Raw genomic sequence first — 26,845 nt, forward strand, 5'->3', positions numbered from 1 at the left:
GAGCGTAGAATGCAACAGTTTCCCCGGAAAAAATTTGATGAGCGCCCTCTCCATTCGCATGCCCAAGTATCCCGAGTGCTGGCAAAGCTGCGGCTCATGCGCCAGTGGCAACGTATTTATTCTCGAGACACTGGTCAATGTCGGCGACTTGATCGAACGTGACGACAATATCCTGACTCTGGAAACCGGCAAGGTGGCGCTCGACATTCCGAGCCCCTACGCTGGCCGGGTTCTTGAACTGCATGTCACAGCGGGCGATACAGTTGACGAGGGAGCGCTGCTGGTAACGCTGGAATCAGCCTGAGCAAGGCCATCCAGAACGGCAGGGAAGCGTCCCCCGGCATCATTTTGGGGATTCGATCTCCATCGCATTGCGCACCTCGCGAACGCCGCGTACCCCGCTGGCCAGATCGAGCGCCCGGCGCAACGAATGCTCGTCGGGAACAGTGCCGCCGACGGTGACCACCCCCGTCCGGGCGTTCACGCGAAACTGCGATCCGGCCAGCCCGACATCCGTGCGCAACAAGGTGTCCACCTTGTCGTGCAGCGTCGAATCGAGCACATCGCCGGCCGCCCCAAGGGCTGCGATAGTTGGCGGATTGTCGGTGGCAAAGGCAGTCAAGCCCAGACTACCCAGGACGATGGCGAGCACAAGGCCGGCCAGAACAAGACTACGTTTGATCATCGCTTACTCCTAGAAAGATTCAACACGACAGGAGTAACGCGAAGTTCATGCCATGATTACTTATAAACAATTAATCAATTACTTACAGAAAAATCAAAAATCAATAACGGTGATTCCGTCGCCGGCTGGCGACATTGATTCGCCCATCCGGACAACCACAAGGGCTCGATGGGGCTTCCAGCCATCAGCGTTCGGCGACAGCGTCGCCATCGCTGCGAAACATGGCCGGGGTCAGATCGTGTTTTTGCAGCAGCCGGTAGAACTCGGTACGGTTGCGGTCGGCAATCCGGGCCGCATCGGCGACACTGCCATCGGTCAGCTTGAGGAGTTGAACCAGATAGTTGCGCTCGAAACGCTGCTTCGCGTCGGCATAGCTCAGCGCCTCCATGGCCGGCACCCGCAGGGCGCGCTGCGCCAGCGAGAGCGGAATGAGCGGTGTCGATGTCAGCGCGCAGCTTTGCTCGACGACATTGTAGAGCTGCCGAACGTTGCCCGGCCAGGCCGCAGTAGCCAGTGCCTCGAGCGCATCCGGCGCAAAGCCGGTAATCGACTTGCCATACTTGGCCGCAATGAGCTGGACGAAATGGGCGGCCAGCAACGGGATGTCTTCGCGCCGCTCTTCCAGGCGTGGCAGCGTCAATGACACAACGTCGAGCCGGTAATACAGGTCTTCCCGGAACTGTCCCTGCGCCATCGCGGCATCAAGATCGCGATGCGTCGCTGAAAGCAGACGGACATCGACAGGCTCGGAATGCGTCGCCCCGACCGGTCGCACGACCCGCTCCTGAAGAACGCGCAGCAACTTGACCTGCAGGGAGAGCGGCATGTCACCGATTTCATCGAGAAACAGCGTCCCGCCATTGGCCGCCTGAATCAGCCCGACCCGGTTGTTGCCGGCACCGGTGAAGGCCCCTTTGACGTGTCCGAACAGTTCGGACTCCAGCAATTGTTCGGGAATGGCGCCGCAATTGATGGCGATGAAAGGCCCCTTGCCGCGCGGACTGGCGCGGTGGATTGCCCGAGCCAGGACCTCCTTGCCGGTGCCGCTTTCGCCGCGGATCAGCACACTGGCTTCGGAAGCAGCAACCATCCGCGCTTCAGCCATCAGCTCCGCCATCTGGCTGCTACGAAAAACGATACCGTCCTGCCAATCTTCGGAACGACTACCGGCCCCGCTGCCGACGGACGCGTCGACCGGCAGGGCCGGGGCCGACAGCTGCAGCGCCTGGTCGATTTTTCCGAGCAGTATCTGACTGTCGAAAGGCTTGGTCAGATAGCCGAATACCCCTCGCGAAGTGGCATCGACCGCGTCCGGAATCGAGCCGTGGGCCGTCAGCAGGATGACCGGCAAGCTGGGACGCGTCGCCCGGATTTCCTCGTACAGCGCCAGACCGTCACGGCCCGGCAAACGAACATCGCTGATCACGATACGCGGCGGATCGACCGCCAGGCGAGCCAAGGCCTCCTCGGCCGAACCCGCCCCCGACACCCGAAAGCCACGGGCCCGCAGACGCATCGAGAGCAGGCGGAGAATATCCTCGTCATCATCGACGACCAGAATATGGGCGCCGGCCATTTCCGATTCCGCCTTCACCGGACAGCTCCTGCCGACCGGCCGGAGCGCGAACGCGCCGGCAAGGTGCGTTCGATATCGGCCAGACCATCGAGCTTTTCCTGCAACTCGACCGCCTTGCGCTGGCTTTCCTTGAACTGCTGAGTCTGACGGTCGACCTGCCCTTCCAGTTTCTGGCGCTCGCTGTAATTGTCGGCCAGCATGCGGGCCAGCGGCTGCAGACCGATGGCCGCCGGATCGCTGGATTTCAGCAAGTGATCGAGCAAGCCGAGCGATTTGCCAAGATCCTGCGGGGCCCGGGGGTGACCAAACAGCATGGCCATCCGGAGCTGGGTATTGGGATTCGGCGGCAGCGCCGCCAGCACCATGCGCTCCCGCGCCAGTTCGGCTGGCGTCATGCGGGAAAGCAATTGGTAATAGGCAAGGACGGGAAGTGCTCCCGGCTCGTCGAAACGGAGCGGACGCGGTGCCGGAGGACTAACGGCGCACGCGGCCAGCGAGAGGCTCAGGACAAGCGCCGAAATGCTCGGCCACCATGCCGAACGGTCGCGCCAGAAATTACTGTTCATCAGGTAGTTCCACACAAAAATGAGCGCCTTTCTCGGCGGGAAGCAGTGAGACCTTACCGCCCATCGCACGGACGAGGTCACGAACGATGGAAAGCCCTACCCCGCTCCCCTGGCGTTGTGCCGGCGCCTGCCGCTGGCCCTGAACGAAGGGATCGAAAATTCGCAGCCGGTCCTCGCTGGCAACACCGGGCCCCTGGTCGATGCATTCAAAATGCAGGCAGGCGTCGGAGCGGGTAACCACGAGCCGGACCTCGCCACCTTCGGGGCTGAAGTCGATTGCATTCGACAGCAGATTATCAAGTACCACGGCCATTTTTTCGGCGTCGAGCATTACGTTGTCCAGTTTGAGTGCTTCGACCAGCACCTTCAAATGCCGCGATTGAGCATGAAAGTCCCGACGTTGCACGACACTGGCCATGAATTTCGGCAAGTCGACACGCGCCAGGCGAAGCCGACGCGCCTCGAATGCTGCGGCATTGAGGCTGAGCAGGCTCTCGATTTGTTGCTGCAAGCTGACGACATTGTGCTGAAGAATATCGACGACCTCGCGCTGATTGCCGGCCAACGGCCCCGGCACTTCTTCCCGAAGCAGCGCAACCCCCTCCTTCAGCGCGGTGAGCGGTGTTTTCAGCTCATGCGAGACATGCCGCAAGGTCCTTTCGCGGTCCGTTTCCAGTTCGGACAAGCGCTGCCTGAGCCAGTCAAGGCGTACGCCGAGCTGCCGGAGGTCAGCCGGCCCGCCAACGGTAATGGTCTCATTGAAGCGATTGGCGCCAAGCCGGATGATCGCCTGCTCCAGTTGCCGGACCGGCCGGACCAGCCACCAGCCCATGACCAGCGCGACCAGAAAGGCGCCGGCCAGGGCAAGCGCAATCTGCCCCCCGAGATGCAGGCGGTTCGCCTCCAGATCTTCGAGAAGGCGGGTTTTCTCGGCCTCTATCCAGCGCTGCCCGGCCTGTTTCAGCAATCCATTCAGCTCAACCAGACGGCCCAGCAAAGGCGCCAGCTCGCCCTTGCTGATCCGGTTCTCGAGTCCTCCCTTCAGCGCTTCGGAAACCATCCGCCAACCGCCGAGCAAAGGCGACAAAGGTTCTGCCGCCAGCGTATCCAGTCGGTCGACGAGGGCAAGAGAGAGCGCCAGATGTTCGTCAAAGCGTTGGCGAAAAGCCGGGTCGTCGAGCACCAGATATTGACGGGCACTCCGCTCGATATCGATGGTGCGCTCCGCCAGTTCCTGAATTGCCGCAGTCAACTGGATCGCCTGCTCGCTGCTCGTTCGACTCTGCGCGACCAGACGCTCGACGACCAGCCAACTTCGCAACGCAGCCCCGCCCAGGAGCAGAACGATGACGGCAAAGCCGATCAGCATGCCCAGACGAAATGAAATTCGGTTCATCCCAGAGGTTTTCCTGAAAATTGAAGTGTACACCGCAGCGGCGCCTTCTCGAGGAGTAACGCCGGCACAGAAAACCACTAACCCTGAGCTACACAAAACAAACTTAACAACATAAAATCAATTACTTACAAAACATGTCGCCAAATTGCGACAAGCTGCAGTCACAGCCTATCCGGTTTTCCGGGAAAAGCGAAAAATACCTGTCGCCAAACAGCGACATATCCCCCGTCGGATTAAAGAACCCAAATTAGATAACTCATGCAACGACATGTTTTATATGGAAATAATCCTCATGGCACGGTTATCGCATTTGACCCTCGACGATTCATCATGCCAACCACTCCAGCGAGGAATTTCATGTTCAACAAACCCAGCCTAGGCAATCGTAACGACCTGATCACCCGCAAGGATGTCAGTTCCGTGCTCGGCAACAACGCGGCGGTTAACAATGCGGATCTCACCACGAAGAGTGCACTCGAAGCCGCAGCCAAGCAGCCGGCCGCCGTCAGCAAAGCGCCGCAGGTCGAGCCGGCCGGCAATCCCGAAAACGTCATGGGAGCCCGCCTGATCGTCGGTCCCGACGTCAAGCTGAAAGGGGCGGAAATTCTCGATTGCGATACGCTGGTCGTCGAAGGTCGCGTCGAAGCGACCATGGATAGCCGTGTCATCCGGATTGCCGACCAGGGCTCGTTTGCCGGTAAAGTCAGTATCGATATCGCCGAGATTCATGGCGCCTTCGAAGGCGAACTAACCGCCCGCTCCCAACTGATCATTCACGCCACCGGCCGGGTCAGCGGCAAGATCCGTTACGGCAAGCTGGTCATCGACGAAGGCGGTGAACTATGTGGCGATATCAACGCCATCTCGGCAGAAAATCGTACTCCGCCTCGCCCAGTCAGCGACTTTGTGCCAACCCTCAACGCAGTTGCTGGTTGAATCAACTCACCTCCCGACATAGAATCCGTGCCATGCAAAGTGCATCACTCCATTACACTGCCGGCAAGCAAGCTCCCGTTATAGCGACATTGTCGTCAACGACGCGGCTCCGCTCGGCGGGACTGGTCGTTCGCCGGGTCAGCAGCACCGAGGAAAGACTTGCCTCTGACCTGCTCGTTCGCCGCATGTATGCCTGGCGCGGCTATCGTGCCGAACCCCTCGCGCCGTCGCCGGGTCACGCCGAGCGGATCACGATTGCCGCCTGGCAGGATGATGAACTGGCCGCAACCCTGACCCTGTCGCCCGACAACGGTACGGAGCTTCTTTGCGAAACGCTGTACAGGGACGAAATTGCCGCGCTACGCGCAAAGCAGCTGCGGATTTGCGAATACTCCCGGCTGGCTACCGATCCGGAATTCAGTTCGCCGGCCCTTCTGCAGAAACTTTTCCACACCGCGTACTTGCTGTCACGTTCGCACTTCGACGCGAGCGACGCGGTCGTCGAAGTCAATCCGCGGCATAGCCGCTATTACCAGCGCGAATGGGGCTTCTCGCGCATCGGGCCATTGCGCATTTGCCCGCGAGTTGAAGCGCCGGCCATCCTGCTTCATCGCAACCTGCAGCACACGATCCCCGAATCATTCGCCGCCGCAAAGGCCGCCTAAACCGCCTGCGGCCAAGCAAATTGCCGCGCCGCTGCAGAATGGTGTTCGGGCAGCGGCTTCTTGGGTAAACTGGCGGTCTTTCAACGCCCCCAGACGGACCCATGGCCCAATATGTAATGTCGATGCTGCGCGTCAGCAAGATCGTGCCGCCCAAGCGGCAGATCATCAAGGATATTTCCCTTTCCTTCTTCCCGGGTGCCAAGATCGGCCTGCTCGGCCTGAATGGCTCCGGCAAGTCGACCGTCCTGAAGATCATGGCCGGCGTGGACAAGGAATACGACGGTGAAGTCCAGCATCTGGCCGGCGTCTCGATCGGCTACCTGCCGCAGGAACCACAGCTCGACCCAGCCAAGACCGTCAAGGAAGAAGTCGAATCGGCGCTCGGCGAAGTGATGCAGGCCCAAGCCAAGCTCGACGAGGTTTATGCCGCCTACGCCGACCCGGAAGCCGATTTCGACAAGCTGGCCGAAGAACAGGCCCGCCTCGAAGCGATCATCGCCACCGCTGGCGCCGACACCGGTAACCAGATGGAACTGGCCGCCGACGCACTGCGCCTGCCGCCCTGGGAGGCCGTGATCGGCAACCTGTCGGGCGGTGAAAAGCGCCGCGTCGCGCTGTGCAAGCTGCTGCTCGCCAAGCCGGACATGCTGCTGCTCGACGAACCGACCAACCACCTCGACGCCGAATCGGTCGAATGGCTGGAGCAATTCCTCGTCCGCTTCCCGGGCACCGTGGTCGCCGTCACCCACGACCGCTACTTCCTCGACAACGCCGCAGAATGGATTCTCGAACTCGACCGCGGTCACGGCATCCCGTACAAGGGCAATTACTCGTCCTGGCTGGAGCAGAAGGAAGCCCGCCTGGAGACCGAAAACAAGCAGATCGACGCCCACATGAAGGCGATGAAGCAGGAACTGGAATGGGTGCGCAGCAACCCAAAGGCGCGTCAGGCCAAGTCCAAGTCGCGTCTCGCCCGCTTCGAGGAACTGTCCAGCCAGGAATACCAGAAGCGCAACGAAACCCAGGAAATCTTCATTCCGGTCGGCGAGCGTCTGGGCGACAAGGTCATCGAATTCAACGGCGTCACCAAGTCATTCGGCGACAAGCTGCTGATGGACAACGTCAGCTTCAACATCCCGGCCGGCGCCATCGTCGGCATCATCGGCCCGAACGGCGCCGGTAAATCGACGCTATTCAAGATGATCACCGACCAGCAACAGCCGGATGCCGGCGAAGTCGTCATCGGACCCACGGTCAAGATGGCTTATGTCGACCAGTCGCGCGACTGCCTCGACGGCAACAAGACGGTGTTCGACGAACTGGCCCAGGGCAGCGACATCCTGCAGATCGGCAAATTCGAAATGCCGAGCCGCGCCTATATCGGCCGCTTCAACTTCAAGGGCGGCGATCAAGGCAAGCTGGTCGGCAATCTGTCCGGCGGCGAACGTGGCCGGTTGCACCTGGCCAAGACGCTGATGACCGGCGGCAACGTCCTGCTGCTTGACGAGCCGTCCAACGACCTCGACGTCGAAACCCTGCGCGCCCTGGAAGACGCCCTGCTCGAGTTCCCCGGCTGTGCGATGGTCATTTCGCACGATCGCTGGTTCCTCGACCGGATCTGTACGCACATCCTGGCGGCCGAAGGCGATTCGCAGTGGAATTTCTTTACCGGCAACTTCCAGGAATACGAGGAAGACAAGAAGAAGCGCCTCGGCGAAGAAGGTGCCAAGCCAAAGCGCATCCGCTACAAGCCGATTACCCGCTAAAGCCATGCAAAACGGGCGCCATTTGGCGCCCGTTCTTTCTTGTGCCCCGCTGTAGCGCGAGGCGCGGTAAACTTTTTAGTGCTTCAGGTTGGCGGAAAAGACTGCCTTGGTCTTTTCGGAAAACTGGAATTCGTTGAAAGTGCGATCGATCTCGGCTTCGTTGCCACCGGCGGAATGATCTTCGAAACTGATACCGATGGTCTTGCCATTGGCAGCCAGTGTCTGGAAGGCATAACGCCAGCGTTGAGCTTCAGCCAGCCGCTCGCGCAGTTCGATTTCGTTGGAAATCGTGATGCCGGCTTTCTTCAAGGAATCCAGGAATTGTTCGAAAGACTCTGTGCTCAGACTGCCCATTTATTTCTCCGTTTGAAGTGCGGTGTTGGATCACCATGAGCCTAATAACGAGGGGATTTCAATTCGGTTGACACGAAAGTCATAGAAGTTTGAATGCGATAATCACGCCCCATGAAAAAGCAAAACATTCCCGCCGAGATTCCGGAAATCCGTCCCGGGCAGTCGATAGAACTGCTCAAGGAACTGCACATCCTGACCCGCGACGGCAAACTCAATCAGGACACCCGCCGCAAGCTGAAGCAGGTGTATCACCTGGTCCAGTTCATCGAACCGCTGCTGGCGGAAGCCGAGACGCTGGTCGACCATGGCGCCGGCAAGTCCTATCTCGGTTTCATCCTTTACGATCTGTGTATCAAGAACCGGGCCATCGGTGACATCATCGGTATCGAAAGCCGCCCGGAGCTCGTCGACAAATCCCGCGCACTGGCCGCCCGGCTTGGCTTTGAGCGCATGCGCTTCCTCGCCTGCACGGTCGAGGATTCGCTAACCTCGCCGGAGCTGCCGGCCCGAGTGGATGTCGTCACCGCGCTACACGCCTGCAACACGGCGACCGACGACGCGATCCGTTTTGCGCTGACCAAGGAAGCCCGCCATGTCGTCCTCGTCCCTTGCTGCCAGGCCGAAGTCGCCGCTGCGATGCGGGCCGGAAAGAACGACGCACTGGCCCAAAAACCGCTGTCCGAACTTTGGCGACACCCGATCCATACCCGCGAGCTGGGCAGCCACCTGACCAACGTGCTGCGTTGCCTTCTGCTCGAGTCGCATGGTTACGACGTGACGGTCACCGAACTGGTCGGTTGGGAGCACTCGATGAAGAACGAGCTGATCATCGCCTCGAAGGCAGCCGCCAAGAAGGGACGTCAGACGATCGCCCGCGAGCGGGCCGAAGCCATCCTGCGCGAGTTCAATATCGAGGAACTTGCGGCGCGCTTCACCTACTAAGTCACCCATGACCCGCATCCAACACCCGCTCGAACTGCTCGCCCCGGCCAAGAACGCCGATTTCGGCATTGAAGCCATCAAGCACGGCGCCGACGCCGTCTATATCGGCGGCCCGGCTTTCGGCGCCCGCTACGGCGCCGGCAATACGCTCGCCGACATCGAACGCCTGTGCGCCTTCGCCCACCGCTACCACGCCAAGGTGTTCGTCGCCCTGAACACCATCCTGCGCGACGACGAGCTGGAAGAAGCCCGCCAACTCGCCTGGCAGATTTACCAGGCCGGCGCCGATGCCCTGATCATTCAGGACATGGGTCTGCTGGAACTGGATCTGCCGCCGATCCAGCTGCACGCCAGCACGCAGACCGACAACCGCAACCCGGCCAAGGTCAGATTCCTTGAAGATGCCGGCTTCTCGCAGGTGGTGCTGGCGCGCGAGATGACCATCAAGGAAGTCGAGAAGGTCGCCGCCGAGACAACGCTCGCCCTCGAATATTTCGTCCATGGCGCGCTCTGTGTCGCCTACAGCGGCCAGTGCTTCATCAGCCACGCCCATACCGGACGCAGCGCCAATCGCGGCGAATGCTCGCAGGCCTGTCGCCTGCCCTACACGCTGGTCGACGACAAGGGCAAGGTGATCACCGAGAACCAGCACCTGCTGTCGATGAAGGACAACAACCAGAGCGCCAACATCCTGGCGCTGGCCCAGGCCGGGGTCAGTTCGTTCAAGATCGAAGGGCGCCTGAAAGACCTCAGCTACGTCAAGAACATCACCGCGCACTATCGCTCGCTGCTCGATGCCGTCATCGCCCAACACCCGGAATTCCGCCGCGCTTCCTCGGGGCGCAGCACCTACACCTTCACGCCCCATCCGGAAAAGACCTACAACCGCGGCTACACTGATTATTTTGCCAATGACCGGCAGGACGACATCGGCGCCTTCGACTCGCCAAGTTTTGTCGGCGAACCGATCGGCGAAGTCGTCGCGATCGGCCCCGGCCATTTCACCGTCAATGCCGAGATCGATTTCAACAATGGCGATGGCGTCTGCTTCTACGATGCCCATGGCGAGGTCGTCGGCGTGCGGATCAATCGCGTCGAAGGCAACAAGCTCTTCCCGGTCGAAGTCCCGGCCGAGCTGACCGAAGGCGCGACCTTGTTCCGCAATCACGACCAGCATTTCGAACGGGCCTTGGAAAAGGAATCGGCCGAGCGCCACGTCTCGGTGCAGCCGGTGTTTGCCGAAACCGCCGACGGTTTTGCGCTGACCCTGCGCGACGAAGATGGCATCAGCGTCACGGTAGACCTGCCACACGCCAAGGAAGCCGCCAAGAACGCCGAACGCGCCGTCGCCGGTCTGAGCGAACAACTGGCCAAGTTCGGCAACACGATGTTCGTCGCCGCATTACCCGAACTGCAGTTGTCGCAAGCCTGGTTCCTGCCCACCGGGGCGATCAACGCGCTGCGCCGGGAAGCCACCGAGCAGCTGGAGGCGGCCCGCCTGGCCGCCCACCCGCGGCCGCCGCGCGCCACGCCGGCAGCCAACCCGGTCACCTACCCGCAGGACGAACTGACTTACCTCGGCAACGTCTTCAACGCCAAGGCCCGCCAGTTTTACGAGAAACACGGCGTCAAACTGATTGCCGATGCCTACGAGGCCAACCAGGAAAAAGGCATGGTCTCGCTGATGATCACCCGCCACTGCCTGCGTTACAGTTTCAATCTCTGTCCGAAGGAAGTGAAGCACCTGAAGCCCGACCCGATGACACTGGTCAACGGCAACGAAAAACTGATCCTGAAATTCGACTGCAAGGCCTGCGAAATGCACGTTATCGGCAAGATGAAAAAGGGCGTCAAACTCAACCTCGGCACCATCCGCCCGGCATGAATCCGCCGGCCCACTGCCCGTCCTGTCGGCAGCCAATGGTGCAGAAAATCTTCGCGCGCCAGTTGTACGGCGAAGTCGAGCTCGACTTCTGCTTCGCCTGCCAGGGCATCTGGTTCGACGACTTCGAGAGCGTGCAGATTACGCCGGGCGGCATCATCGAGCTGTTCAAGCTGATCCACCAGCACCGCGACGAGCCGCGCCTGCCGCTCAGTGAGCCGTTGCATTGCCCGCGCTGCAACGAGCGCCTGCTGCATGGCCTGGATGTCGCCAAGGGCGGCCATTTCAATTACCACCGCTGCCTGCAGAAACACGGCCGGTTCACCACCTTTGCCCAGTTCATGATCGAAAAGGGCTTTGTCCGGCAATTGAGCGCCGCGGAAATCGATGCGCTGAGCGCCAAGATCGGCATCGTGCGCTGTACCGGCTGCGGCGCCCCGGTCGACATCCGCCAGGAGCACGCCTGCGGCCATTGCCGCTCGCCGATTGCCATCCTCGACCCGGCAGCCGTCGAGCAGGCGCTGGCCCGCTATCAGCAGGCCGAAGTCAAACGCACGACGCCCGACGTCGAAGCGCTGGGCGACGCCATCGTCATGCGCGAGAAGGAGCGCTCACGCTACCAGCGCGAACGCCAGGCCGATACGCTGGACACTCTCGACGTGGGCGACCTGATCGCCTCCGGCGCCGAACTGGTGTGGAACCTGATTCGTCACTGAAGCCTGACCGGTTTCAGCTCCAGCCCGTCAAAATAAATCGTCCCTTCCTGGACAGTGCACGCCAGCTTCATGTTGCGTTGCGCCAGGCCGGCCAGCGCCGCCCCTTCCTCGCTCGACAGCTGCCAGACTTGCAGATTGTCGAAGCGCTTCAGGGCATCGGCATTCGCCTTCCACCACATGTCGACCGCCCGCCCGCCATAGGTCAGCAAGACGGCCCGGTCGGCCTTGTGCGAAGCCTTGCGGATGCGCGTTTCGTCGGGCAGGCCGACCTCGATCCACAAGCGGATGACACCGGCCGGATCGACCTCCCACAGCGCCGGCTCTTCGTCGGTCGAAATACCCTTGCCGAAGCGCAGGTCCTGACCGGCGTAAAGGGCAAAGGCGAGCAGGCGCACCATCATCCGCTCGTCGGTTTCCGAGGGATGGCGAGCGACGGTCAATGCGTAGTCGGCAAAGTGCCCGCGATCAAGGTCGGCCACCTGCAGATCGACCTTGAAGATGGTGGATTTAATAGCCATGCCCGTCCTCGAAAAAGCGGCGATTATCCCATGCCGACCGCCTCGAAGAAGGCCAGGATTGACGCTATTCGCTGCCCGCTCAAGCATCGCCGACCAAGCCGTTGATCCGGCTCTATAATCAGCGTTCTCTAATCCTTCGGAGTCTGCCATGCGCCGCCTGATCCTGACCTGTTGCCTCGGCCTTGCCTCGCTGCTTGCGCACGCCGAAGTCATCGACATCGACAATGCCGAGCTCGCCAGACTACTGAAGGATGGTGTGCCGGTGATCGATATTCGCCTGCAATCGGAGTGGGAGGAAACCGGCATCGTCGGCGGCAGCGCGCTGCTCACCTTCTTCGACGAACGCGGCCGCCACAACGCCCCGGCCTGGCTGGAAAAGGTCGCGCCGATCGCCAAGCCGAACGAGCCGGTCATCGTCATCTGCCGCACCGGCAACCGGACCAAGGCGGTCAGCCAGTTCCTGTCGCAACAGGCTGGCTACGCCACGGTTTACAACGTCAAAGCGGGCATCAAGGGCTGGATCGCCAGTGGCGCTCCGGTGGTGCCGGCCAGCCAAAGCATCGCGGCTTGCCGCTCGGCGAAAACTTGCTGAGCCAAGCCGTCGACCGCCAGCGCTGCGCCAGTTGTGCCTGCTGGCAAGGCGCGCGCCAGCCCGGCGCACAACCGGGTACGGTCGATATCGAAGCGGAAACCGTCAGCGGCCTTTGTCTGGATGGCGGCTGGCACGACTCCGAGCGGCGTGCCCGCTCGGCCTGCGGGCACTGGCGCATCTGGCCGGTCCTCAACAAACCGGACGGGGCCGGCAAGCTCCGGTAGAATGCCCGGCTTCTCGGCTTTCCGGCAGCACTGACTGCACTGATGGCTGCAAATCACCGGAAATCATCATGCCCGAAGCAAGCCTTACCTCTTTGCTGGAAGCGGCCTTCATCGCCCGCCAGCCGCTCATCGAACGTCTGCAGGCCGAAGATACCAATGGCTACCGGCTGTTCAACGGCAGTACGGAAGGCCGCCCCGGCCTGACTATCGACCGCTACGGCGACCTGCTGCTGACCCAGACTTTCCACGAAGCGATTGATGGCCACGATCGCGTCGAAATCGAGAACTTCTACGCCGCCGCCCTGCCCGGCCTGGTCGCCGTCTATAACGACCGCAGCCACGCCAACTCGCGCATCTGCAATCCGCTGCCGGCCGAGGTGCTGGTCGAAGCCCACAAGCCACGTGAATTTCACGAAATGGGTGTCCGTTACCTGGTCCAGGCCCGCCACGCCGGTCAGGATCCTTGGCTCTTCCTCGACATGCGCGCCGGGCGGCGACGGATCATGCAGGAAGCCGCCGGCAAATCAGTGCTCAACTTGTTTGCCTATACCTGCGGCGCTGGTGTGGTGGCGGCCAAGGCCGGTGCCACGCATGTCGTGAATGTCGATTTTTCCGAATCCAACATCAAGGTCGGCAAGGACAATGCCCGCCTGAACGACCTGCCGATCCGCCTGCGTTTCGTGCAGAGCGATGCCTTTGCCGCGATGCGCCAGCTGGCCGGACTCGGCCAGGCGGCGATGGTGCGCGGCAAGAAAATGCCGGCCTTCCCGAAACTCCAGCCGCACGCCTTCGATCTGGTGTTCCTCGATCCGCCGCGCTACGCCAAAAGCGCCTTCGGGGTGGTCGACATCATCAACGACTACGCGGCGCTGATGAAGCTGGCGCTGCAATGCACGGCCGAAGGCGGCACGCTGATCTGCTGCAACAACGCCGCACAAATCTCGCGCGAGGTCTGGGCCGATCAACTGCAACGCTGCGCGACCAAAGCCGGCCGGACCATCCGCGAACTGGAATGGATCACGCCGGAAGAAGATTTCCCCAGCCACGACGGCCAGCCGCCGCTGAAAATCGCCCTGCTGCGGGTTTAAGGAACGGCCGGCCGAGGCCGGCCAAGGCCTTACTCGGCGAGCTGGCCCATATCCTTGAGCACTTCATGCGCCGAACGGAAGGCGTCGATAGCCAAGGGCATGCCGCAGTAAATGGCGGCATGCAGCAGCACTTCCTGGATTTCCTGCGGCGTCGCCCCGTTGTTGATCGCGCCGCGCACGTGGCCCTTGATCTCGTGCGCCCGGCCGAGTGCCGTCAGCATCGACAGCGTCAGCAGGCTGCGCGTCTTCAGATCAAGGCCTTCACGGCACCAGGTGGTGCCCCAGGCATTGCGGGTGACGAACTCCTGCAAGGGCGCGGTGAAGGCATCGACATTGGCGAAAGCCTGGTCGACAAAAGCCTCGCCCATCACCTGCTTGCGCATCCGCAAGCCCTGCTCGAATTGCTCGTCCCTGGCCACTTTCAGTCTTCCGGGGTATCGACGACCACTGCCGCCTTGGCCAGTTGCTCGGCGCGGGCTTCGCGCAGTGCCGGCGTTTCCAGGCTGATCCGGCCGATGGCGCCGGTCCGGTAGTCGGTGAGCAGAATGCCGGCCGCTTTTTCCAGATCCAGTTCGCCGCCCCGCCCTTTCATCAGGCAGCCGCGCTTCTTGGCGACGGCTGCGATAACCGCGACGCCATCCAGCCCGTCGGTGGCAAAGCCATAGCGGGCGCTGAGCATGGCCGGGTAGTGCTCGACCAGGAAGTCGGCGAGAAAAGTCGCGACTTCTTCATCGATGTAGGCATTGACGCCGACCGCGTGGCTGGCCGCCAGCATCAGACCGTCGATCGGATGGGCAATGCGTGGCCAGAGCATGCCCGGCGTGTCGTAGATCGTCAGCCGCGAGCTGATGTCGATGCGCTGCTGGCTCTTGGTCACCGCCGGCTGGTCGCCGACCGCCGCTACCCGCTTCTTGACCAGCGCGTTCATCAGCGTCGATTTGCCGACGTTGGGAATGCCCATGATCATCAGGCGCAGCGGCTTGATCGCATCGCAGCGATGCGGCGCCAGCTTCTGCGCCAGCCCCGGAATGCGCGCCACGTCGCTGGCCTTCTTGCAGGAAATGGCCACCGCCATCACCCCCGGCTGCTTGGCGAAATAGTCGAGCCAGGCCTTGGTCGCCACCGGATCGGCCATGTCGGCCTTGTTCAGCAGCTTCAGGCAGGGGCGCTGGCGGAAGGCGCGCAGCTCGTGAATCATCGGATTACTGCTCGCCTGCGGCAGGCGGGCATCGAGCACCTCGACCACGACGTCGGCCATGGCCAGCGTCTCGCCGGCCTTCTTGCGGGCCTGGGTCATATGCCCGGGGAACCATTGAATAGACATTGTATTTCCTAATTAACCGCCGGTAACCGGCGGAAAGAAGGCGATCTCGTCGCCCTCCCTGACCGGTGCATCGAGCCCGGCCATATCCTGATTGACAGCGCAGCGCAGATTTTTGGCGCTCGCCAGTTTTTCCCGACCGCGGCCGACCAGCCAATCGCGCAAGGCGCCGACGGTAGCCACGCCGGCCGGCAGCTCGACGGATTCGCCGGCCATGCCGAGCGCCTCCTTGAGACTCGCGAAATAGAGAATTTTGACGCTCACGACAGCAACTCCGCGTAGGGCACGAAGCACACGCTGTCACCCTGGTTGATGGCCAGCCCCGGCTTGTTGAACACCAGGCCATCGCCCCAGCACAGCGAGGTGAGGACGCCGGCGCCCTGATTCGGGTAGAGCTCGACGCCGCCCTTGTCGTTCATCCGGGCCCGCAGGAATTCGGCACGGACATCCGGCCGCAGCCAGGCGAAATCGGCGCGCAGGCTGAAGGAGCGCGGCGTGACATCGCTCACCCCCTGCAAACGCAGCACGAAGGGGCGAACCATGATCAGGAAAGTGACGATGGCCGACACCGGATTGCCCGGCAGGCCGATGAACCAGGCCTTGCCGCCGGGCCGGCGGACTTCGCCGAAAGCCAGCGGCTTGCCCGGCTTGATGGCAAGCTTCCACATGTCGATCCGGCCTTCCGCTTCGACCGCCGGCTTGACGTGATCTTCCTCGCCGACCGAAACGCCGCCGCTGGTGACGATCAGGTCATTGTCGGCGGCCGCCTTGCGCAGGGCTTCGCGGGTCGATGCCAGATTGTCCGGCACGGTGCCGAGATCGCGCACTTCGCAGCCCAGCCCTTCGAGCAGGGCGCGCAACGCGTAGCGGTTGGAATTGTAGATGGCGCCCGGCGGCAAAGGATCGCCGGGCTGGACCAGTTCGTTGCCGGTAAAGAAGACGCCGACACGGACCCGGCGATAGACCGGCAACTCGGGCAGCCCGGCCGATGCGGCGAGGGCAATGTCCTGCGGCCGCAGCTTGCTGCCCGACGTCAGGATGTCGGCGCCGAGCGCGATGTCTTCGCCGGCCCGGCGAATGTTTTCGCCCAGACGCGGCTGATGGTTGATGACGACACCGTTTTCGCCATGCGCGCAGAGCTCCTGCATGACCACGGCGTCGGCCCCGGCCGGCACCGGGGCGCCGGTAAAGATCCGGGCGGCGGTACCGGGTTGCAGCGCGGTACCGACCGTGCCCGCCGGAATCCGCTGGCTGACCGGCAGACAGACGCCGGCTGCCGACAGGTCGGCAATCCGCACGGCGTAACCATCCATCGCCGAATTGTCGAGCGGCGGAACGGCCACGGTGGACTGCTGGGCAGCGGCCAGGACGCGGCCGGCGGCGGCGGTCAGCGGTAGCGAGCGGACCTCTTCGACCGGCAGGGCAGCGGCGAGCAGTTTTTCCAGGGCTTGTTCAAAGGTCAGCATGGGCGCTCCGACAATTGGAGGGTATCGATAATAAAAGTGGCAATCGCCGCCATGTCGTTCAGCGGCAGTTTCGGCAAGGAGGTGACAATGTCGGCATCGGTGGCCAGCGCGACGATATCGCTGCGCTCCGGAAAGAGCGGCGGCTTGCCGTTCTCCGGGCGGTAGACTTCCAGCTTGGGCACCGGTTCCTGCTTGAAGCCTTCGATCAGCACCAGATCGCAGGGCGACAGGCGGCCGATCAGCTCGTCGAGGGTCACCTCGCCTTCGCTGCGGCGCTCGTGCATCAAGGCCCAGCGGTCGTTGCAGGACAACAGCACTTCGTGGGCACCCGCTTCGCGGTGGCGGTAGGAGTCCTTTCCCGGCCGGTCGATATCGAAGCCGTGATGGGCATGTTTGATCACCGCGACCTTGATGCCGCGGGCGGTGAGTTGGGGAATCAATTTTTCCAGCAAAGTCGTCTTGCCGGAGCCGGAATAGCCGGCAATACCAAAAACTTTCATGGCCGGATTTTACCCGCTTAAGCCGGGAAAACCGGCGCGAAACCACCGCCCGGCGTCCGGAAATTGGTCGTCTGGCCCTGGTATAGACGAGCCACGAACAATTGCACCTCGGCCTGATAGACAAAGGCGCGAATATCGGCCTTCATCAACTGCATTTCGTCCTCGACCAGCACCGCGTGCTCGGATGGCGGGACAATTTGCTGGGCGATGTAACCGCCCTGGCAGATTTCTTCGAAGACACGCTTGGTCAGTTTGTCGCCACGGTAGGCGGCACGACTGCCGAAACCGGCAGCCGGCTTGAAGAACCAGCGTTTACGCTCGGCCCAGAAGCGCTCGCCCTCCGCCGTGCCGACCGCAACCGTGCGCGGGATGCCGGCCAGCAAGGTGCGCCGGGTCGCTGCCGGCACGTCGAGCTCGATCAGCGTGGCCTCGTCGGACAGCAGCACCAGGTTGCGTTTGTCGGCATAGAGGGCGTGGGCGCGCGGATGCGGCGTGACGACCACGCCATCGGCGGCGAAAACGGCCTGGATATCGGCATTGGCCGCGGCATCGAGCGAAAAATCGGTCAGCCGGTTGTAGATCAAGTCTACGACTTCGCCGCGGTAGAGCAGCCGATTGCCGTCGCGGGTGAACTCACCTGGGTCGGCGATCACCGCCGCAATGCCGTTGGCCTCGAACAACTGACGGAACAGTTCGAATTCCGGTGCCAGATATTGCCGGTCCGGATTTTCGTCAACGATGGCGATGCGCTTAAGCGGCGCCGCACCACGCATCAGCCGCCATTCCTCGCGGAACATCGCGACAAAGGCCTGCTCGACGCGGCGCGCCGCTTCGGTCTCGCCGTGGGCCATCAACAGTCGGCTGTTCAACATCCCGCCGCCGGCATTGGTGTTTATTTCGATCAGCCGCGGGCCGCTCTCGGCCAGATGAAAGTCATAGCCGAAAAAGACGCTGCGCGCCGCCACTGGCTTCTGCGCGCTGGCCGGCGCCCAGGCCAGCACCCGTTGCTGGTAGGCCGGTAGGGCAATCACCGATTCGATGGCGGCGACCAGATCGGCCATCGCCTGCAGCGTCGCCGGGGCGATATGCAGTTCAGCCGGCGAGAACAACGACGGGTGCGAACTGGACAGGCTTTCGAAATCCAGCGGAGCCCCCTCCTCCAGCGCCGCCTTCAAGGCCTGCCGGTCAAACATCACGGTTCCTGCTGGCAAAGAAATTGATCACTTCGGAAAGCTCCTTGGTCCGCTTCATCGGGGGCAGACTTTGCCAGACCCGGCGGCCGTAAGGCTTTGATAAAAGTCGTGGATCGCAAATCATCAGCACCCCGGTATCGGTTTCATCGCGAATCAGCCGGCCGGCCCCCTGCTTGACGTTGATCACGGCACGCGGCAACTGGTATTCCATGAAGGCGTTGCGCCCCTGCTGCCGCATTTGCTCGATGCGCGCCGAGAGTACCGGATCGTCAGGCGGCGCGAAGGGGATCTTGTCGATGACGACCAGCGACAAGGCTTCACCGCGCACATCGACGCCTTCCCAGAAGCTCTGGCTGCCGACCAGGATGGCGTTGCCGAGGTGGCGGAAGCGTTGCAGCAGATCGTTCTTGCTGCCCTCGCCCTGCATCAGCAGCGGCATGTCGTGGCCTTCGTCTTCCAGCCGCGCCTTGATCAGCTCATGCGTCCGGCGCATGGCGCGCAAGCTGGTGCACAGGAAGAAAGCCCCGCCGCCGGCCGCCACCACCGCCGGGAAGGCGGCATCGACGACGGCGTCGGTGTAGCCGTAGGAGTTCGGTTCCGGCATGCCGAGCGGCGCGTAGAGCAAGGCCTGCCGGCCATAATCGAAGGGACTTTGCCAGCAGGCGGATTCCGGCTCGCCAAGACCGAGTTCGGCGCAGTAATGGTGAAACTTGCCCTGCACGGCGAGCGTCGCCGAGGTAAAGATCCAGGCGCGCGGATGGCCACCCATCTGCTTGCGGAAAATCTCCGCGACATCGAGCGGCGTCGAATTCAGCTGCAGCGAATGGGTGAAGGCTTCGGCCCAGCGCACATAACCGTCATCACTGACTTTCTGCCACTGACCAAGCCGCTGCACCAGTTCGACCGCCCGCTGCCAGCATTTCTCAAGTCCCTCGGCGCGCTCGGCCTGGGTTTCCAGAATGGCGGCAAACTTCGTTACCTCCTCTTCCAGTTCCTTCAAGGCCGGGGCAAATTCGGGCTTTTCGAGCAGCTGGCCATAGGAGAAACGCCCGGCATCGAGACCGACGGCCAACCGCAGGTCCTTGGCAATTTTTTCCATTTCCCGGGCGCCGGACTGCAGTTCAAGACAATCGCGGGCATTGGTCAGCCCTTCGGAACGGGCATCGCGGGCCAGATCGAGGATCTGCGCCGTCGATACAGTATCGCCGAAGAACAGCGTCGCCACTTCCGGCAACTGGTGTGCCTCGTCGAAGATCACCGTGTTGCAGGCCGGCAGCAGTTCGGCCATACCTTCGTCACGCAGCATCACGTCGGCGAAGAACAGGTGGTGATTGACCACCACCAGATCGGCCGCCATCGCCTCGCGCCGCGCCAACATCACAAAGCAGTCCTTGTAATCCGGGCAGTCCTGGCCGAGGCAGTTTTCGCGGGTCGAGGTGACGTGATTCCAGACCGGCGAGTTTTCCGAGACTTCCAGGCATTCCGCCTTGTCGCCGGTATGCGTCACCTTGGCGAAGACCGAGATGCGGCGGGCGTCGGCAGCATCTTCGCGGGTCAGGAAGCGGCCGTCGGCCAGCGAGCGTTCGAGATGGTAGGGACAAACGTAATTGGCCCGTCCCTTGAGCAAGGCGATCTTGACCGGCGCCTTCAGCGCATCGCGGACCATCGGCAGGTCCTTGTTGAAAAGCTGGTCCTGCAGCGTCTTGGTACCGGTCGAGACAATCACCTTGCCGCCCGAGCGCAGGGCCGGCACCAGATAGGCAAAGGTTTTGCCCGTGCCGGTACCCGCTTCGGCGATGAAGACCGAGCAGCTGTTGATGGCGGCGGCGATACGCTCGGCCATTTCGACCTGCTGATCGCGCACGCGATAGCCGCTGATGCCTTGGGCCAGCGGACCATCGGGAGAGAATATTTCGGGAAGGGAAGACAAGGAGCAAGACCTGATGAATGCGGGCCGAATCTTAACAGATGCCGCCCACCATCTTCGAGCACATCGCCGGCATCTGACAGTTCAAACAAAGACATCCGACAATAACCGGACAGGCCTCCATCTCCAGGACGATTTTGATGCAGCGCAAAAATACTCACGGAATAGCCGAAAACCTTTTTGCTGCATGCCTTACAAAAGCCTTACAAAACGCAAAAAAACAAATATATGTTGCGTTGCAGCAATAGCGCAAACCTCTGTGCTACAGTCAAATTCGATAGTAAAAACAAGATGAATGTCGCCCCTCTCTTCCGGACATCCGGCAAGAAACCGGATTTCGACATCGACCTTCAACAGAGAGAAAGATTTTGCAACGGGAAGCGATGATGGCCAGCCTGACAGGGCGTAGCAAAGCCTGCCACAAACCGACCAACCCGGATGACAGCGGTCCGTCGTCCGTCGCCCCGCCAACCCGGCTCGACGTCCTGCAGACTGTCTCCGGACTGCTCCTGGCGGTGTTCCTGTTGGCACACCTGTTATTCGTCACATCCTTACTGATCAGCCAGAATGCTTTTTATACCGTCGCCCGGTTATTTGAAGGCGCCTACCATCTTGGTAAACCCTATCCCGTTCTGGTATCAGGTGTCGCCACCGTCATTCTGGTGATCTTCATTTCCCACGTCTGGCTGGCGATGCGCAAGTTTCCCGCCGGCTATCGTCAGTACCGCGCCGCCACCCCGACCAAGAACGACTTGCATCATGACCATACCTCGCTGTGGTGGCTGCAGATCTGGACCGGCTTCGCGCTGTTTTTCATGGCCACCATCCACCTTTACGACATGCTGACTCAACCGTCGATGAGCAACCCTTTCGAAGCTGCCGACCGGGTATGGACCGGTAATCTGTGGCCGCTCTACCTGATGCTGCTGTTCGCCGCCGAACTGCATGCCAGCATCGGCCTCTACCGGTTGGCGATCAAGCGGGGCTGGTTCGTGGCCAACCGATCGAATATCAGCCGTCGTCGGCAACACTTGGCCAAACATGGGATCAGCGCTTTCTTCGTTACCCTCGGCCTGGTCACACTAGCAGCCTACATTGAACTTGGCCGCAATCATGCCGCACATGTCGGCGAGTACTACGCACCGACTTACCAAAGCACCCTGCCCGCCACCGAAATCGACTGAGAGCATCGTCGTTCATATACGAGACCCTCATCATCGGTGACGGGTTGGCCGGCCAAAAATGAAGCTACAGGACAAACGGCCCGATCAACAGCCATAGCGCGGTGCTCAGCAGCATCCAGGCAAACGCCGCGCGCATGCGTTTTTCGGGCAAGCGGTGGGCCAGTGCCACGCCAGCTGAGACAGTGAATAAGCCGCCAATTGCCAGCGGCAAACCCATCGTCCAGTCCACCCGCTGGGCGCCGGCGTAGGTCGCCAGGGCGACCACCGAACTCGGGGCAACCAGGGCCAGCGACAGACTTTGCGCCATCGCCTGACGTTGCCCCAGCCAACCCGACAGCAGCGGCGTCGCGACCAGTCCGCCACCGATACCGAGCAGGCCCATGCTGCTGCCGCCCATGATGCCGACGAGCGGTAGGCAGCGGACATCCAAGGGCTGCTCGCCGGCGTCGCCGAGGGTCCGACGACGGATCAGCAAGCGCAAAGCCAGCAGGCCGATGAAGAGACTGAACAGCCAGCGCAGGATCAGCGGATCGAGCCGGGTGGCAAAATGGGCGACCAGCCAGGTGGTCAAGGTGCCGGAAAGCGCCATCAACAGGGCATTGCCCAAGGCCAGCGGATGGCGCTGGCTGTAACGCCACCAGCCAACCAGCAGATTCGGCACCATCAGGACCAGCGCCGTGCCTTGAGCCAGCGGCTGCTCCATGCCAAAACCGAGGACCAGTAGCGGAATGGCGATGATGCCGCCACCGATGCCGAACAGGCCGCCAAAAAATCCGAGCCCGGCGCCGAGGGCCAGGGTCAGCAAGAGTTCGGAGAACGGAAGAAGATGCATGATGCTTCGCTTGGCGGTGGAAAACACATCATATTCAACCCACCCAAAGCTACAATGGCTGACCGATCAATTCATTATTAACTTTTACGCACTAATGGCCGACGCCACCGATCTTGGTTTTTTCAGCTTGCTTGCCCGCCAGCCGAGCCTGGCTGCGGCCGCCCAGGCTCTCGGCGTGACGCCGCCGGCGGTCAGCCGCCGCCTGGCGGCGCTAGAAAAACGCCTCGGCGTCCGCTTGCTCAACCGGACGACGCGCCGCCTCAGCCTAACCCCGGAAGGTGAAAGTTATCTCGAAGACGGCGAGCAGATCCTGCGCGACATCGAGCGTCTTGAGCGCTCGCTGACCGAAAGCCGCGATACGCCGCGCGGCCTGCTGCGGATCAATGCCGGATTCGGCTTCGGCCGCCGCCACCTCGGGCCGCTGATTTCCGATTTTGTTCGAAGCTATCCGGAAGTCGATGTCGTTCTGCATCTGTCGGATCGCGCCCTCGACCTGACCGAACACGCCCTGGATATCGGCATCCGCTTCGGACCGCCACCGGATGCCCGCATCCTCGCCCGTAAAATTGCCGCCAACCGCCGCCTGCTGTGCGCCGCTCCGGCCTACCTTGCCGAACGCGGCAGGCCGGCCGAACCGCGCGATCTGCAAGGCCATTCCTGCATCGTCATTCGCGAAAGCACTGCCGCCTTCAACAACTGGCAGCTCGCCGACGGCAAGCAGCAAGTGATGATCAAGGTGCGCAGCCCGCTCGCCGTCAATCACGGCGAAATCGCCGTCGACTGGGCCTTGGCCGGACACGGCATCGTACTGCGCTCGGAATGGGATATCGCCGGCTACCTGCGCAGCGGCGAACTGGTCCGGGTGCTCGAACCATGGGTCGGCAGCGCCGCCGACATCCACGCCATCTACCCGCAGCGCCACCAGTTGTCGGCCAAGGTGCGGATCTTCATCGACTTTCTCGCCGAACGCTTTGCCGCTTACCGGGCCGACGACACCTCGCGCCCCGCATCCTGGTGAAACACCGGCACCGGAGCTGCCAATGACCGAGCCGATACGCAACGCCCTCTACCTGATCGAACTGTGCAGCGGCGAACAGCAGCACTGGCGCTATCGCGGCCCCGATGCGCGCGGCGATATCTGGTGGCAGGACAGCGCAAGCGGCCGGGAATTCAGCGAGACGAGCCTGATGTATGCCTGGAAAATTATCGGGCGAGCCGACGAAGCGCCGACTGAAAGCCAGGGATAAGCTGATTTGCCCTGTCGTGCCAGCGCATGTGCCCCGACTCGAGATGAAAACTGCCGACCCGACTCAACGGCCCACCGATTTCCGAAGGCGCATAGCTCATCAGACTGACCCGCTCGACCCGGCAACGCAGCTGCTCCCCGACAGCAAAGCAGGCCAGGCGGGAATGCACCATGGCGGCCGGCCAGGCGTCGGCATAAAGGCCAACCGTCAGATGCGGCGTAAACGCGCCGGTCAGCCGGTTTGTGCCATTGACAGCCAGGCATCTCCGGACGGCGGCAAGACCGCCGCCGTGGTCAACCAGGGCCAGATAGGGCGCCGAGGAAAAGCTCGCCAACCCGCCGATTTCAATCTCGAAGCAAGCCAGGCGCGCTGCACGCAGGGCCAGGCATTGGGCATGCACCAACTCCGGGCCGAAATCATCGGGATAGCGCGGCTCGCCGCTGGGAAAACCGCAGACGTCGAGCGTGACATGCGGCTGACGGCAATAAGTATCGAGTAGCAGACCATCAAGCTGCATCGCGGCGCGATCGATCCGCTGTCGCACAACGGGCGTATCGAGATCGACCGCCCAGAACAGATAGGGTGAGCGCCCGAGATGCCATTCGACAAAATCACGGCATTCGCTGGGCAAGGTAAAGGACTCTTGAAACAAAGTCATGGCGGCGAAATGATCGTCGGCAGCGGTTGATCGCCGCGACTCAGGTTCCGAGATAGCGCCCGGCCTTGTGATTGACGGCCAGCACCAGATTTAGCGCCAGGGCGCCGACAATCGACAGACCGATACTGAGCGGGTCACGAATCACCAGGCCAACCACCAGAATCAACGCGTCGGCTACCATCTGGACCTTGCCGGCCGGCCAGCCACGGGTGTTCTGAAAGTACAGCGCCAGCACGCCCAGACCGCCAAGGCTGGCCTTGTGGCGGACGATCATCAGCAATCCGACGCCAATCAAGAAACCGCCCATCACCGCGGCAAACAGCCGGTCGACCGACTGCAGCACAATCACCTGCGGCAACAGCGCGGTGTAGAGCGACAGCAAGCCGACGCAGATAAAGGTCTTGATGGTGAACACCCAGCCCATTGCCCGCCAGGCAAAGAGGTAAAACGGCAGATTCAGCACGAAGACGATCCACGCCATCGACCACCCCATCAGGTAGTGCAACAGGAAGGCCAGGCCGACCGTGCCGCCGGTCAGCAAGCCGGCCTGCTGAAAAAGCAGGACGGCGAAGGCGACGAACATCGGCCCGACCAGCAAGGCCTGGACGTCTTCGAAAAGACTGTGGCGGGTGATCTGTTCGGTCTGCATAGCGGGCATCAAGCGTTTTGTCGTTGGCAATGGAGGGACAAATGTTAGTCCATCAAGATCGCTTACTGCCGGCTGTTTTCCCGAAAGATCGCATCTTCTGGCGGTTTTCCGCAGCCAACGGTGGCGGGCCAAGCATTTGGCCCTTTTATTGCTAACAGGAAGCTTTGCCCCGGAATATTTCGTTTTTTGTAATCAAGACGACAATTTTCCGCAAACCAACCGCTCTTTCCACCCACATCACCGTTCAGGAGAACCATAGATGTCCATTGCCCCGATCAAGGCCTTCGCCGAAAAAGCCAAAACCGATGCCGAGCTGACAGAAAAACTCAAAGCCTGCCAGAAGATCAAGGAACTGCGTGCCCTGGCTCAGGAACACGGTTTCGCTATCGAAGAGAACTCCCTTTACCCACCGAACGAAGCCCAGTTCACCGAGGATCAACTCTCCGAACGCCTGGTCAAGGCACTGCTCCGCGTCTGATCGACAAGGCTGCCGGCGCAACGAAGAAGGCCGGGATTTCCCGGCCCTCTTCACTTCTGATGGTCAGTTATCCGAGCTGACAAAGCCACCGCTCGCCAGATTTTCGAAACGTGTGTATTCGCCGATGAAGGCCATGCGCACGGTGCCGGTCGGGCCGTTACGCTGCTTGCCGATAATCACTTCGGCCATGCCCTTGTTGTCCTGGCTTTCCTTGTTGTAGTACTCGTCGCGGTACATCATCAGGATCACGTCGGCATCCTGCTCGATAGCGCCGGATTCGCGCAAGTCGGACATCATCGGCCGCTTGTCCGTCCGCTCCTCGACTTTCCGCGAAAGCTGCGACAGCGCGACGATGGGTACTTGCAATTCCTTGGCCAGCGACTTGATCGAACGGGAGATTTCCGAGACTTCGGTCGCCCGGTTTTCACCCTGCCGGTTGCCGCTCATCAGCTGGATGTAGTCGATCACCAGCAGACCGAGCTTGCCGCCGTACTGGCGGGCCAGGCGTCGGGCGCGAGCGCGCAGGTTGGCCGGACTGAGGCCGCCGGTCTCGTCGATGTAGAGCGGCGCCTCATGCAGCTTGCCAAGGGCGAAGGAGAGCTTAGCCCACTCATCGTCGTTCATCCGCCCAGTCCGCAGACTCTGCGAATTCAGGCGGCCGATCGAGGCCAGCATCCGCATGGCCAACTGGGCACCGCCCATTTCCATCGAGAATACGCCGACCGGCAGTCCCGACTCGACCGCGACGTTTTCGGCAATGTTCAGGGCAAAGGCCGTCTTGCCCATCGACGGGCGGCCGGCGACGATGATCAGGTCGCCCGGCTGGAAGCCCGAGGTTTTCTGATCGAGATCGATGAAGCCGGTCGGCACCCCGGTAATGTCTGACGGGTTATCGCGATCGTGCAATTCCTGAATCCGCTCGACAACCTGGGTCAGCAGCGGATTGATATGAACGAAGCCTTCGTTGTGTCCAGCGCCGGCTTCGGCAATCTTGAAGATCTTCGATTCCGCTTCATCAAGCAGCGTTTCGGCATCCCGGCCGAGCGGATTCAGCGCATCGGAAGCGATTTCGTCGGCCGTCGCCACCAGCTGGCGCAAAACCGAACGCTCACGAACAATCTCCGCATAGCGCTTGATATTCGCCGCCGAGGGCGTGTTGGCGGCCAATTCGCCAAGATAGACCAGGCCGCCGGTCCGCTCACCATCGCCGGCCGCATCGAGCGCCTCCGCCACGGTAATGACGTCGGCCGGCTTGGCGCGCTCCAGCAGGCTGCGAATCTGGCGGAAGATACGCCGGTGCTCGTCGCGATAGAAGTCCGTATCGACGATCATGTCGCCGATCCGGTCCCAGGCCTGGTTATCAAGCAACAAACCACCGAGAACCGACTGCTCGGCCTCTACGGAATGCGGCGGAACACGCAGGTGGTCCAGGGAAGAATCGGTAACACGGGGTTTCTGTGGGCGCTGGTTCATGGGATCGAGTT

General features: G+C 61.8%; 32 protein-coding genes. 14 read left to right on the forward strand and 18 right to left on the reverse strand.

Features of this window, described 5'->3' with window-relative positions; genetic code table 11:
* The first annotated feature begins 37 nt into the window (after window positions 1–37).
* Window positions 38–304 (forward strand): biotin/lipoyl-containing protein, encoded by a 267-nt coding sequence (locus KI611_RS13010; RefSeq protein WP_226416084.1) that lies wholly within the window; start codon window positions 38–40, stop codon window positions 302–304.
* Between the two features lie 39 nt (window positions 305–343).
* Here the strand turns inward: KI611_RS13010 and KI611_RS13015 are convergent, their stop codons facing one another.
* From KI611_RS13015 to KI611_RS13030, 4 genes are all read right to left on the reverse strand, one after another.
* Window positions 344–685, reverse strand: coding sequence for a BON domain-containing protein (locus tag KI611_RS13015; RefSeq protein ID WP_226416085.1), 342 nt, complete (start codon window positions 683–685; stop codon window positions 344–346).
* A 184-nt stretch (window positions 686–869) separates the two neighbouring features.
* Window positions 870–2,261 carry a sigma 54-interacting transcriptional regulator gene (locus KI611_RS13020; protein WP_226419909.1) on the reverse strand — a complete coding sequence of 464 codons (1,392 nt, stop codon included), beginning with the start codon at window positions 2,259–2,261 and terminating at the stop codon, window positions 870–872.
* Window positions 2,262–2,275: 14 nt separating this feature from the next.
* Complete coding sequence (locus tag KI611_RS13025; RefSeq protein ID WP_226416086.1) at window positions 2,276–2,827, reverse strand: permease; 552 nt, start codon at window positions 2,825–2,827, stop codon at window positions 2,276–2,278.
* Window positions 2,817–4,223, reverse strand: a complete 1,407-nt coding sequence (locus tag KI611_RS13030) for an ATP-binding protein (RefSeq protein WP_226416087.1) — start codon at window positions 4,221–4,223, stop codon at window positions 2,817–2,819. The genes KI611_RS13025 and KI611_RS13030 overlap by 11 nt, the downstream gene beginning before the upstream one ends.
* Before the next feature lie 357 nt (window positions 4,224–4,580).
* On the opposite strand from KI611_RS13030, the gene KI611_RS13035 reads away from it, so the two are divergent.
* The 3 genes from KI611_RS13035 to ettA all read left to right on the forward strand — a co-directional run bounded on the left by KI611_RS13035 (window position 4,581) and on the right by ettA (window position 7,590).
* The gene (locus KI611_RS13035) at window positions 4,581–5,159 is read left to right on the forward strand and encodes a bactofilin family protein (protein ID WP_226416088.1); all 579 of its coding nucleotides are present in this window, start codon (window positions 4,581–4,583) and stop codon (window positions 5,157–5,159) included.
* Between the two features lie 32 nt (window positions 5,160–5,191).
* Window positions 5,192–5,824, forward strand: coding sequence for an N-acyl amino acid synthase FeeM domain-containing protein (locus KI611_RS13040; RefSeq protein WP_226470935.1), 633 nt, complete (start codon window positions 5,192–5,194; stop codon window positions 5,822–5,824).
* Window positions 5,825–5,925: 101 nt separating this feature from the next.
* A complete protein-coding gene (ettA, locus tag KI611_RS13045) occupies window positions 5,926–7,590 on the forward strand; it encodes an energy-dependent translational throttle protein EttA (RefSeq protein ID WP_226416090.1) in 1,665 nt (554 codons plus the stop codon).
* Between the two features lie 75 nt (window positions 7,591–7,665).
* On the opposite strand, the gene KI611_RS13050 is transcribed toward ettA, so the two are convergent.
* The gene (locus KI611_RS13050) at window positions 7,666–7,944 is read right to left on the reverse strand and encodes a hypothetical protein (protein WP_226416091.1); all 279 of its coding nucleotides are present in this window, start codon (window positions 7,942–7,944) and stop codon (window positions 7,666–7,668) included.
* 111 nt (window positions 7,945–8,055) lie between these two features.
* On the opposite strand from KI611_RS13050, the gene KI611_RS13055 reads away from it, so the two are divergent.
* The 3 genes from KI611_RS13055 to KI611_RS13065 are packed head-to-tail and all read left to right on the forward strand — an operon-like array spanning window position 8,056 to window position 11,484.
* On the forward strand, window positions 8,056–8,886 hold the full coding sequence (locus KI611_RS13055; RefSeq protein ID WP_226416092.1) for a class I SAM-dependent methyltransferase: 831 nt from the start codon (window positions 8,056–8,058) through the stop codon (window positions 8,884–8,886).
* Window positions 8,887–8,893: 7 nt separating this feature from the next.
* The gene (locus KI611_RS13060; protein WP_226416093.1) at window positions 8,894–10,771 is read left to right on the forward strand and encodes a peptidase U32 family protein; all 1,878 of its coding nucleotides are present in this window, start codon (window positions 8,894–8,896) and stop codon (window positions 10,769–10,771) included.
* Window positions 10,768–11,484 (forward strand): zf-TFIIB domain-containing protein, encoded by a 717-nt coding sequence (locus tag KI611_RS13065; protein ID WP_226416094.1) that lies wholly within the window; start codon window positions 10,768–10,770, stop codon window positions 11,482–11,484. The genes KI611_RS13060 and KI611_RS13065 overlap by 4 nt, the downstream gene beginning before the upstream one ends.
* On the opposite strand, the gene KI611_RS13070 is transcribed toward KI611_RS13065, so the two are convergent.
* On the reverse strand, window positions 11,478–12,002 hold the full coding sequence (locus KI611_RS13070; RefSeq protein WP_226416095.1) for a YaeQ family protein: 525 nt from the start codon (window positions 12,000–12,002) through the stop codon (window positions 11,478–11,480). The genes KI611_RS13065 and KI611_RS13070 overlap by 7 nt on opposite strands.
* A 148-nt stretch (window positions 12,003–12,150) precedes the next feature.
* On the opposite strand from KI611_RS13070, the gene KI611_RS13075 reads away from it, so the two are divergent.
* From KI611_RS13075 to KI611_RS13085, 3 genes are all read left to right on the forward strand, one after another.
* Window positions 12,151–12,594, forward strand: coding sequence for a rhodanese-like domain-containing protein (locus KI611_RS13075; protein WP_226416096.1), 444 nt, complete (start codon window positions 12,151–12,153; stop codon window positions 12,592–12,594).
* A complete protein-coding gene (locus KI611_RS13080; protein WP_226416097.1) occupies window positions 12,588–12,818 on the forward strand; it encodes a hypothetical protein in 231 nt (76 codons plus the stop codon). The genes KI611_RS13075 and KI611_RS13080 overlap by 7 nt, the downstream gene beginning before the upstream one ends.
* Window positions 12,819–12,886: 68 nt before the next feature.
* Complete coding sequence (locus KI611_RS13085; RefSeq protein ID WP_226416098.1) at window positions 12,887–13,906, forward strand: class I SAM-dependent rRNA methyltransferase; 1,020 nt, start codon at window positions 12,887–12,889, stop codon at window positions 13,904–13,906.
* A gap of 29 nt (window positions 13,907–13,935) precedes the next feature.
* On the opposite strand, the gene pcaC is transcribed toward KI611_RS13085, so the two are convergent.
* From pcaC to KI611_RS13120, 7 genes are read right to left on the reverse strand one after another with little or no spacing between them, the layout of a single operon-like run.
* On the reverse strand, window positions 13,936–14,325 hold the full coding sequence (gene pcaC, locus KI611_RS13090) for a 4-carboxymuconolactone decarboxylase (RefSeq protein ID WP_226416099.1): 390 nt from the start codon (window positions 14,323–14,325) through the stop codon (window positions 13,936–13,938).
* A gap of 2 nt (window positions 14,326–14,327) precedes the next feature.
* A complete protein-coding gene (ylqF, locus tag KI611_RS13095) occupies window positions 14,328–15,230 on the reverse strand; it encodes a ribosome biogenesis GTPase YlqF (RefSeq protein ID WP_226416100.1) in 903 nt (300 codons plus the stop codon).
* 12 nt (window positions 15,231–15,242) lie between these two features.
* On the reverse strand, window positions 15,243–15,491 hold the full coding sequence (gene moaD, locus KI611_RS13100; protein ID WP_226416101.1) for a molybdopterin converting factor subunit 1: 249 nt from the start codon (window positions 15,489–15,491) through the stop codon (window positions 15,243–15,245).
* Window positions 15,488–16,693, reverse strand: coding sequence for a gephyrin-like molybdotransferase Glp (glp, locus tag KI611_RS13105; RefSeq protein WP_226416102.1), 1,206 nt, complete (start codon window positions 16,691–16,693; stop codon window positions 15,488–15,490). Before glp ends, moaD begins: the two co-directional genes overlap by 4 nt.
* Window positions 16,687–17,193 (reverse strand): molybdopterin-guanine dinucleotide biosynthesis protein B, encoded by a 507-nt coding sequence (gene mobB, locus KI611_RS13110; protein WP_226416103.1) that lies wholly within the window; start codon window positions 17,191–17,193, stop codon window positions 16,687–16,689. Before mobB ends, glp begins: the two co-directional genes overlap by 7 nt.
* Window positions 17,194–17,210: 17 nt before the next feature.
* Window positions 17,211–18,386: a hypothetical protein gene (locus KI611_RS13115; RefSeq protein ID WP_226416104.1), complete on the reverse strand. Its 1,176-nt coding sequence runs from the start codon at window positions 18,384–18,386 to the stop codon at window positions 17,211–17,213.
* Complete coding sequence (locus tag KI611_RS13120; protein WP_226416105.1) at window positions 18,379–20,316, reverse strand: ATP-dependent DNA helicase; 1,938 nt, start codon at window positions 20,314–20,316, stop codon at window positions 18,379–18,381. Before KI611_RS13120 ends, KI611_RS13115 begins: the two co-directional genes overlap by 8 nt.
* Before the next feature lie 383 nt (window positions 20,317–20,699).
* Between KI611_RS13120 and KI611_RS13125 the strand changes: the two genes are divergently transcribed.
* A complete protein-coding gene (locus KI611_RS13125) occupies window positions 20,700–21,497 on the forward strand; it encodes a fumarate reductase cytochrome b subunit (protein WP_226416106.1) in 798 nt (265 codons plus the stop codon).
* A gap of 64 nt (window positions 21,498–21,561) precedes the next feature.
* Here KI611_RS13125 and KI611_RS13130 read toward each other — a convergent pair whose 3' ends face one another.
* Entirely contained in the window at window positions 21,562–22,329 is a 768-nt protein-coding gene (locus KI611_RS13130) for a sulfite exporter TauE/SafE family protein (protein WP_226416107.1), read from the reverse strand.
* A 94-nt stretch (window positions 22,330–22,423) separates the two neighbouring features.
* On the opposite strand from KI611_RS13130, the gene KI611_RS13135 reads away from it, so the two are divergent.
* Together KI611_RS13135 and KI611_RS13140 are read left to right on the forward strand one after the other, a co-directional pair.
* Window positions 22,424–23,347 carry a LysR family transcriptional regulator gene (locus KI611_RS13135; protein ID WP_226416108.1) on the forward strand — a complete coding sequence of 308 codons (924 nt, stop codon included), beginning with the start codon at window positions 22,424–22,426 and terminating at the stop codon, window positions 23,345–23,347.
* 22 nt (window positions 23,348–23,369) lie between these two features.
* Window positions 23,370–23,576 (forward strand): hypothetical protein, encoded by a 207-nt coding sequence (locus KI611_RS13140; protein ID WP_226416109.1) that lies wholly within the window; start codon window positions 23,370–23,372, stop codon window positions 23,574–23,576.
* Here the strand turns inward: KI611_RS13140 and KI611_RS13145 are convergent.
* From KI611_RS13145 to KI611_RS13155, 3 genes are read right to left on the reverse strand one after another with little or no spacing between them, the layout of a single operon-like run.
* A complete protein-coding gene (locus KI611_RS13145; protein ID WP_226416110.1) occupies window positions 23,533–24,234 on the reverse strand; it encodes a 2'-5' RNA ligase family protein in 702 nt (233 codons plus the stop codon). The two genes, KI611_RS13140 and KI611_RS13145, sit on opposite strands and share 44 nt — an antisense overlap.
* 40 nt (window positions 24,235–24,274) lie before the next feature.
* Window positions 24,275–24,892 carry a YitT family protein gene (locus KI611_RS13150; RefSeq protein WP_226416111.1) on the reverse strand — a complete coding sequence of 206 codons (618 nt, stop codon included), beginning with the start codon at window positions 24,890–24,892 and terminating at the stop codon, window positions 24,275–24,277.
* A gap of 53 nt (window positions 24,893–24,945) precedes the next feature.
* Entirely contained in the window at window positions 24,946–25,140 is a 195-nt protein-coding gene (locus KI611_RS13155) for a hypothetical protein (RefSeq protein WP_226416112.1), read from the reverse strand.
* Between the two features lie 2 nt (window positions 25,141–25,142).
* Here KI611_RS13155 and KI611_RS13160 point away from each other — a divergent pair, with 2 nt between their 5' ends.
* The gene (locus KI611_RS13160; protein WP_226416113.1) at window positions 25,143–25,361 is read left to right on the forward strand and encodes a Nif11-like leader peptide family natural product precursor; all 219 of its coding nucleotides are present in this window, start codon (window positions 25,143–25,145) and stop codon (window positions 25,359–25,361) included.
* A 63-nt stretch (window positions 25,362–25,424) separates the two neighbouring features.
* Here KI611_RS13160 and dnaB read toward each other — a convergent pair whose 3' ends face one another.
* A complete protein-coding gene (gene dnaB, locus KI611_RS13165; protein WP_226416114.1) occupies window positions 25,425–26,834 on the reverse strand; it encodes a replicative DNA helicase in 1,410 nt (469 codons plus the stop codon).
* Window positions 26,835–26,845 lie beyond the last annotated feature (11 nt).

It is taken from the genome of Dechloromonas denitrificans (genome assembly GCF_020510685.1).
Lineage (GTDB): Bacteria > Pseudomonadota > Gammaproteobacteria > Burkholderiales > Rhodocyclaceae > Azonexus > Azonexus denitrificans_A.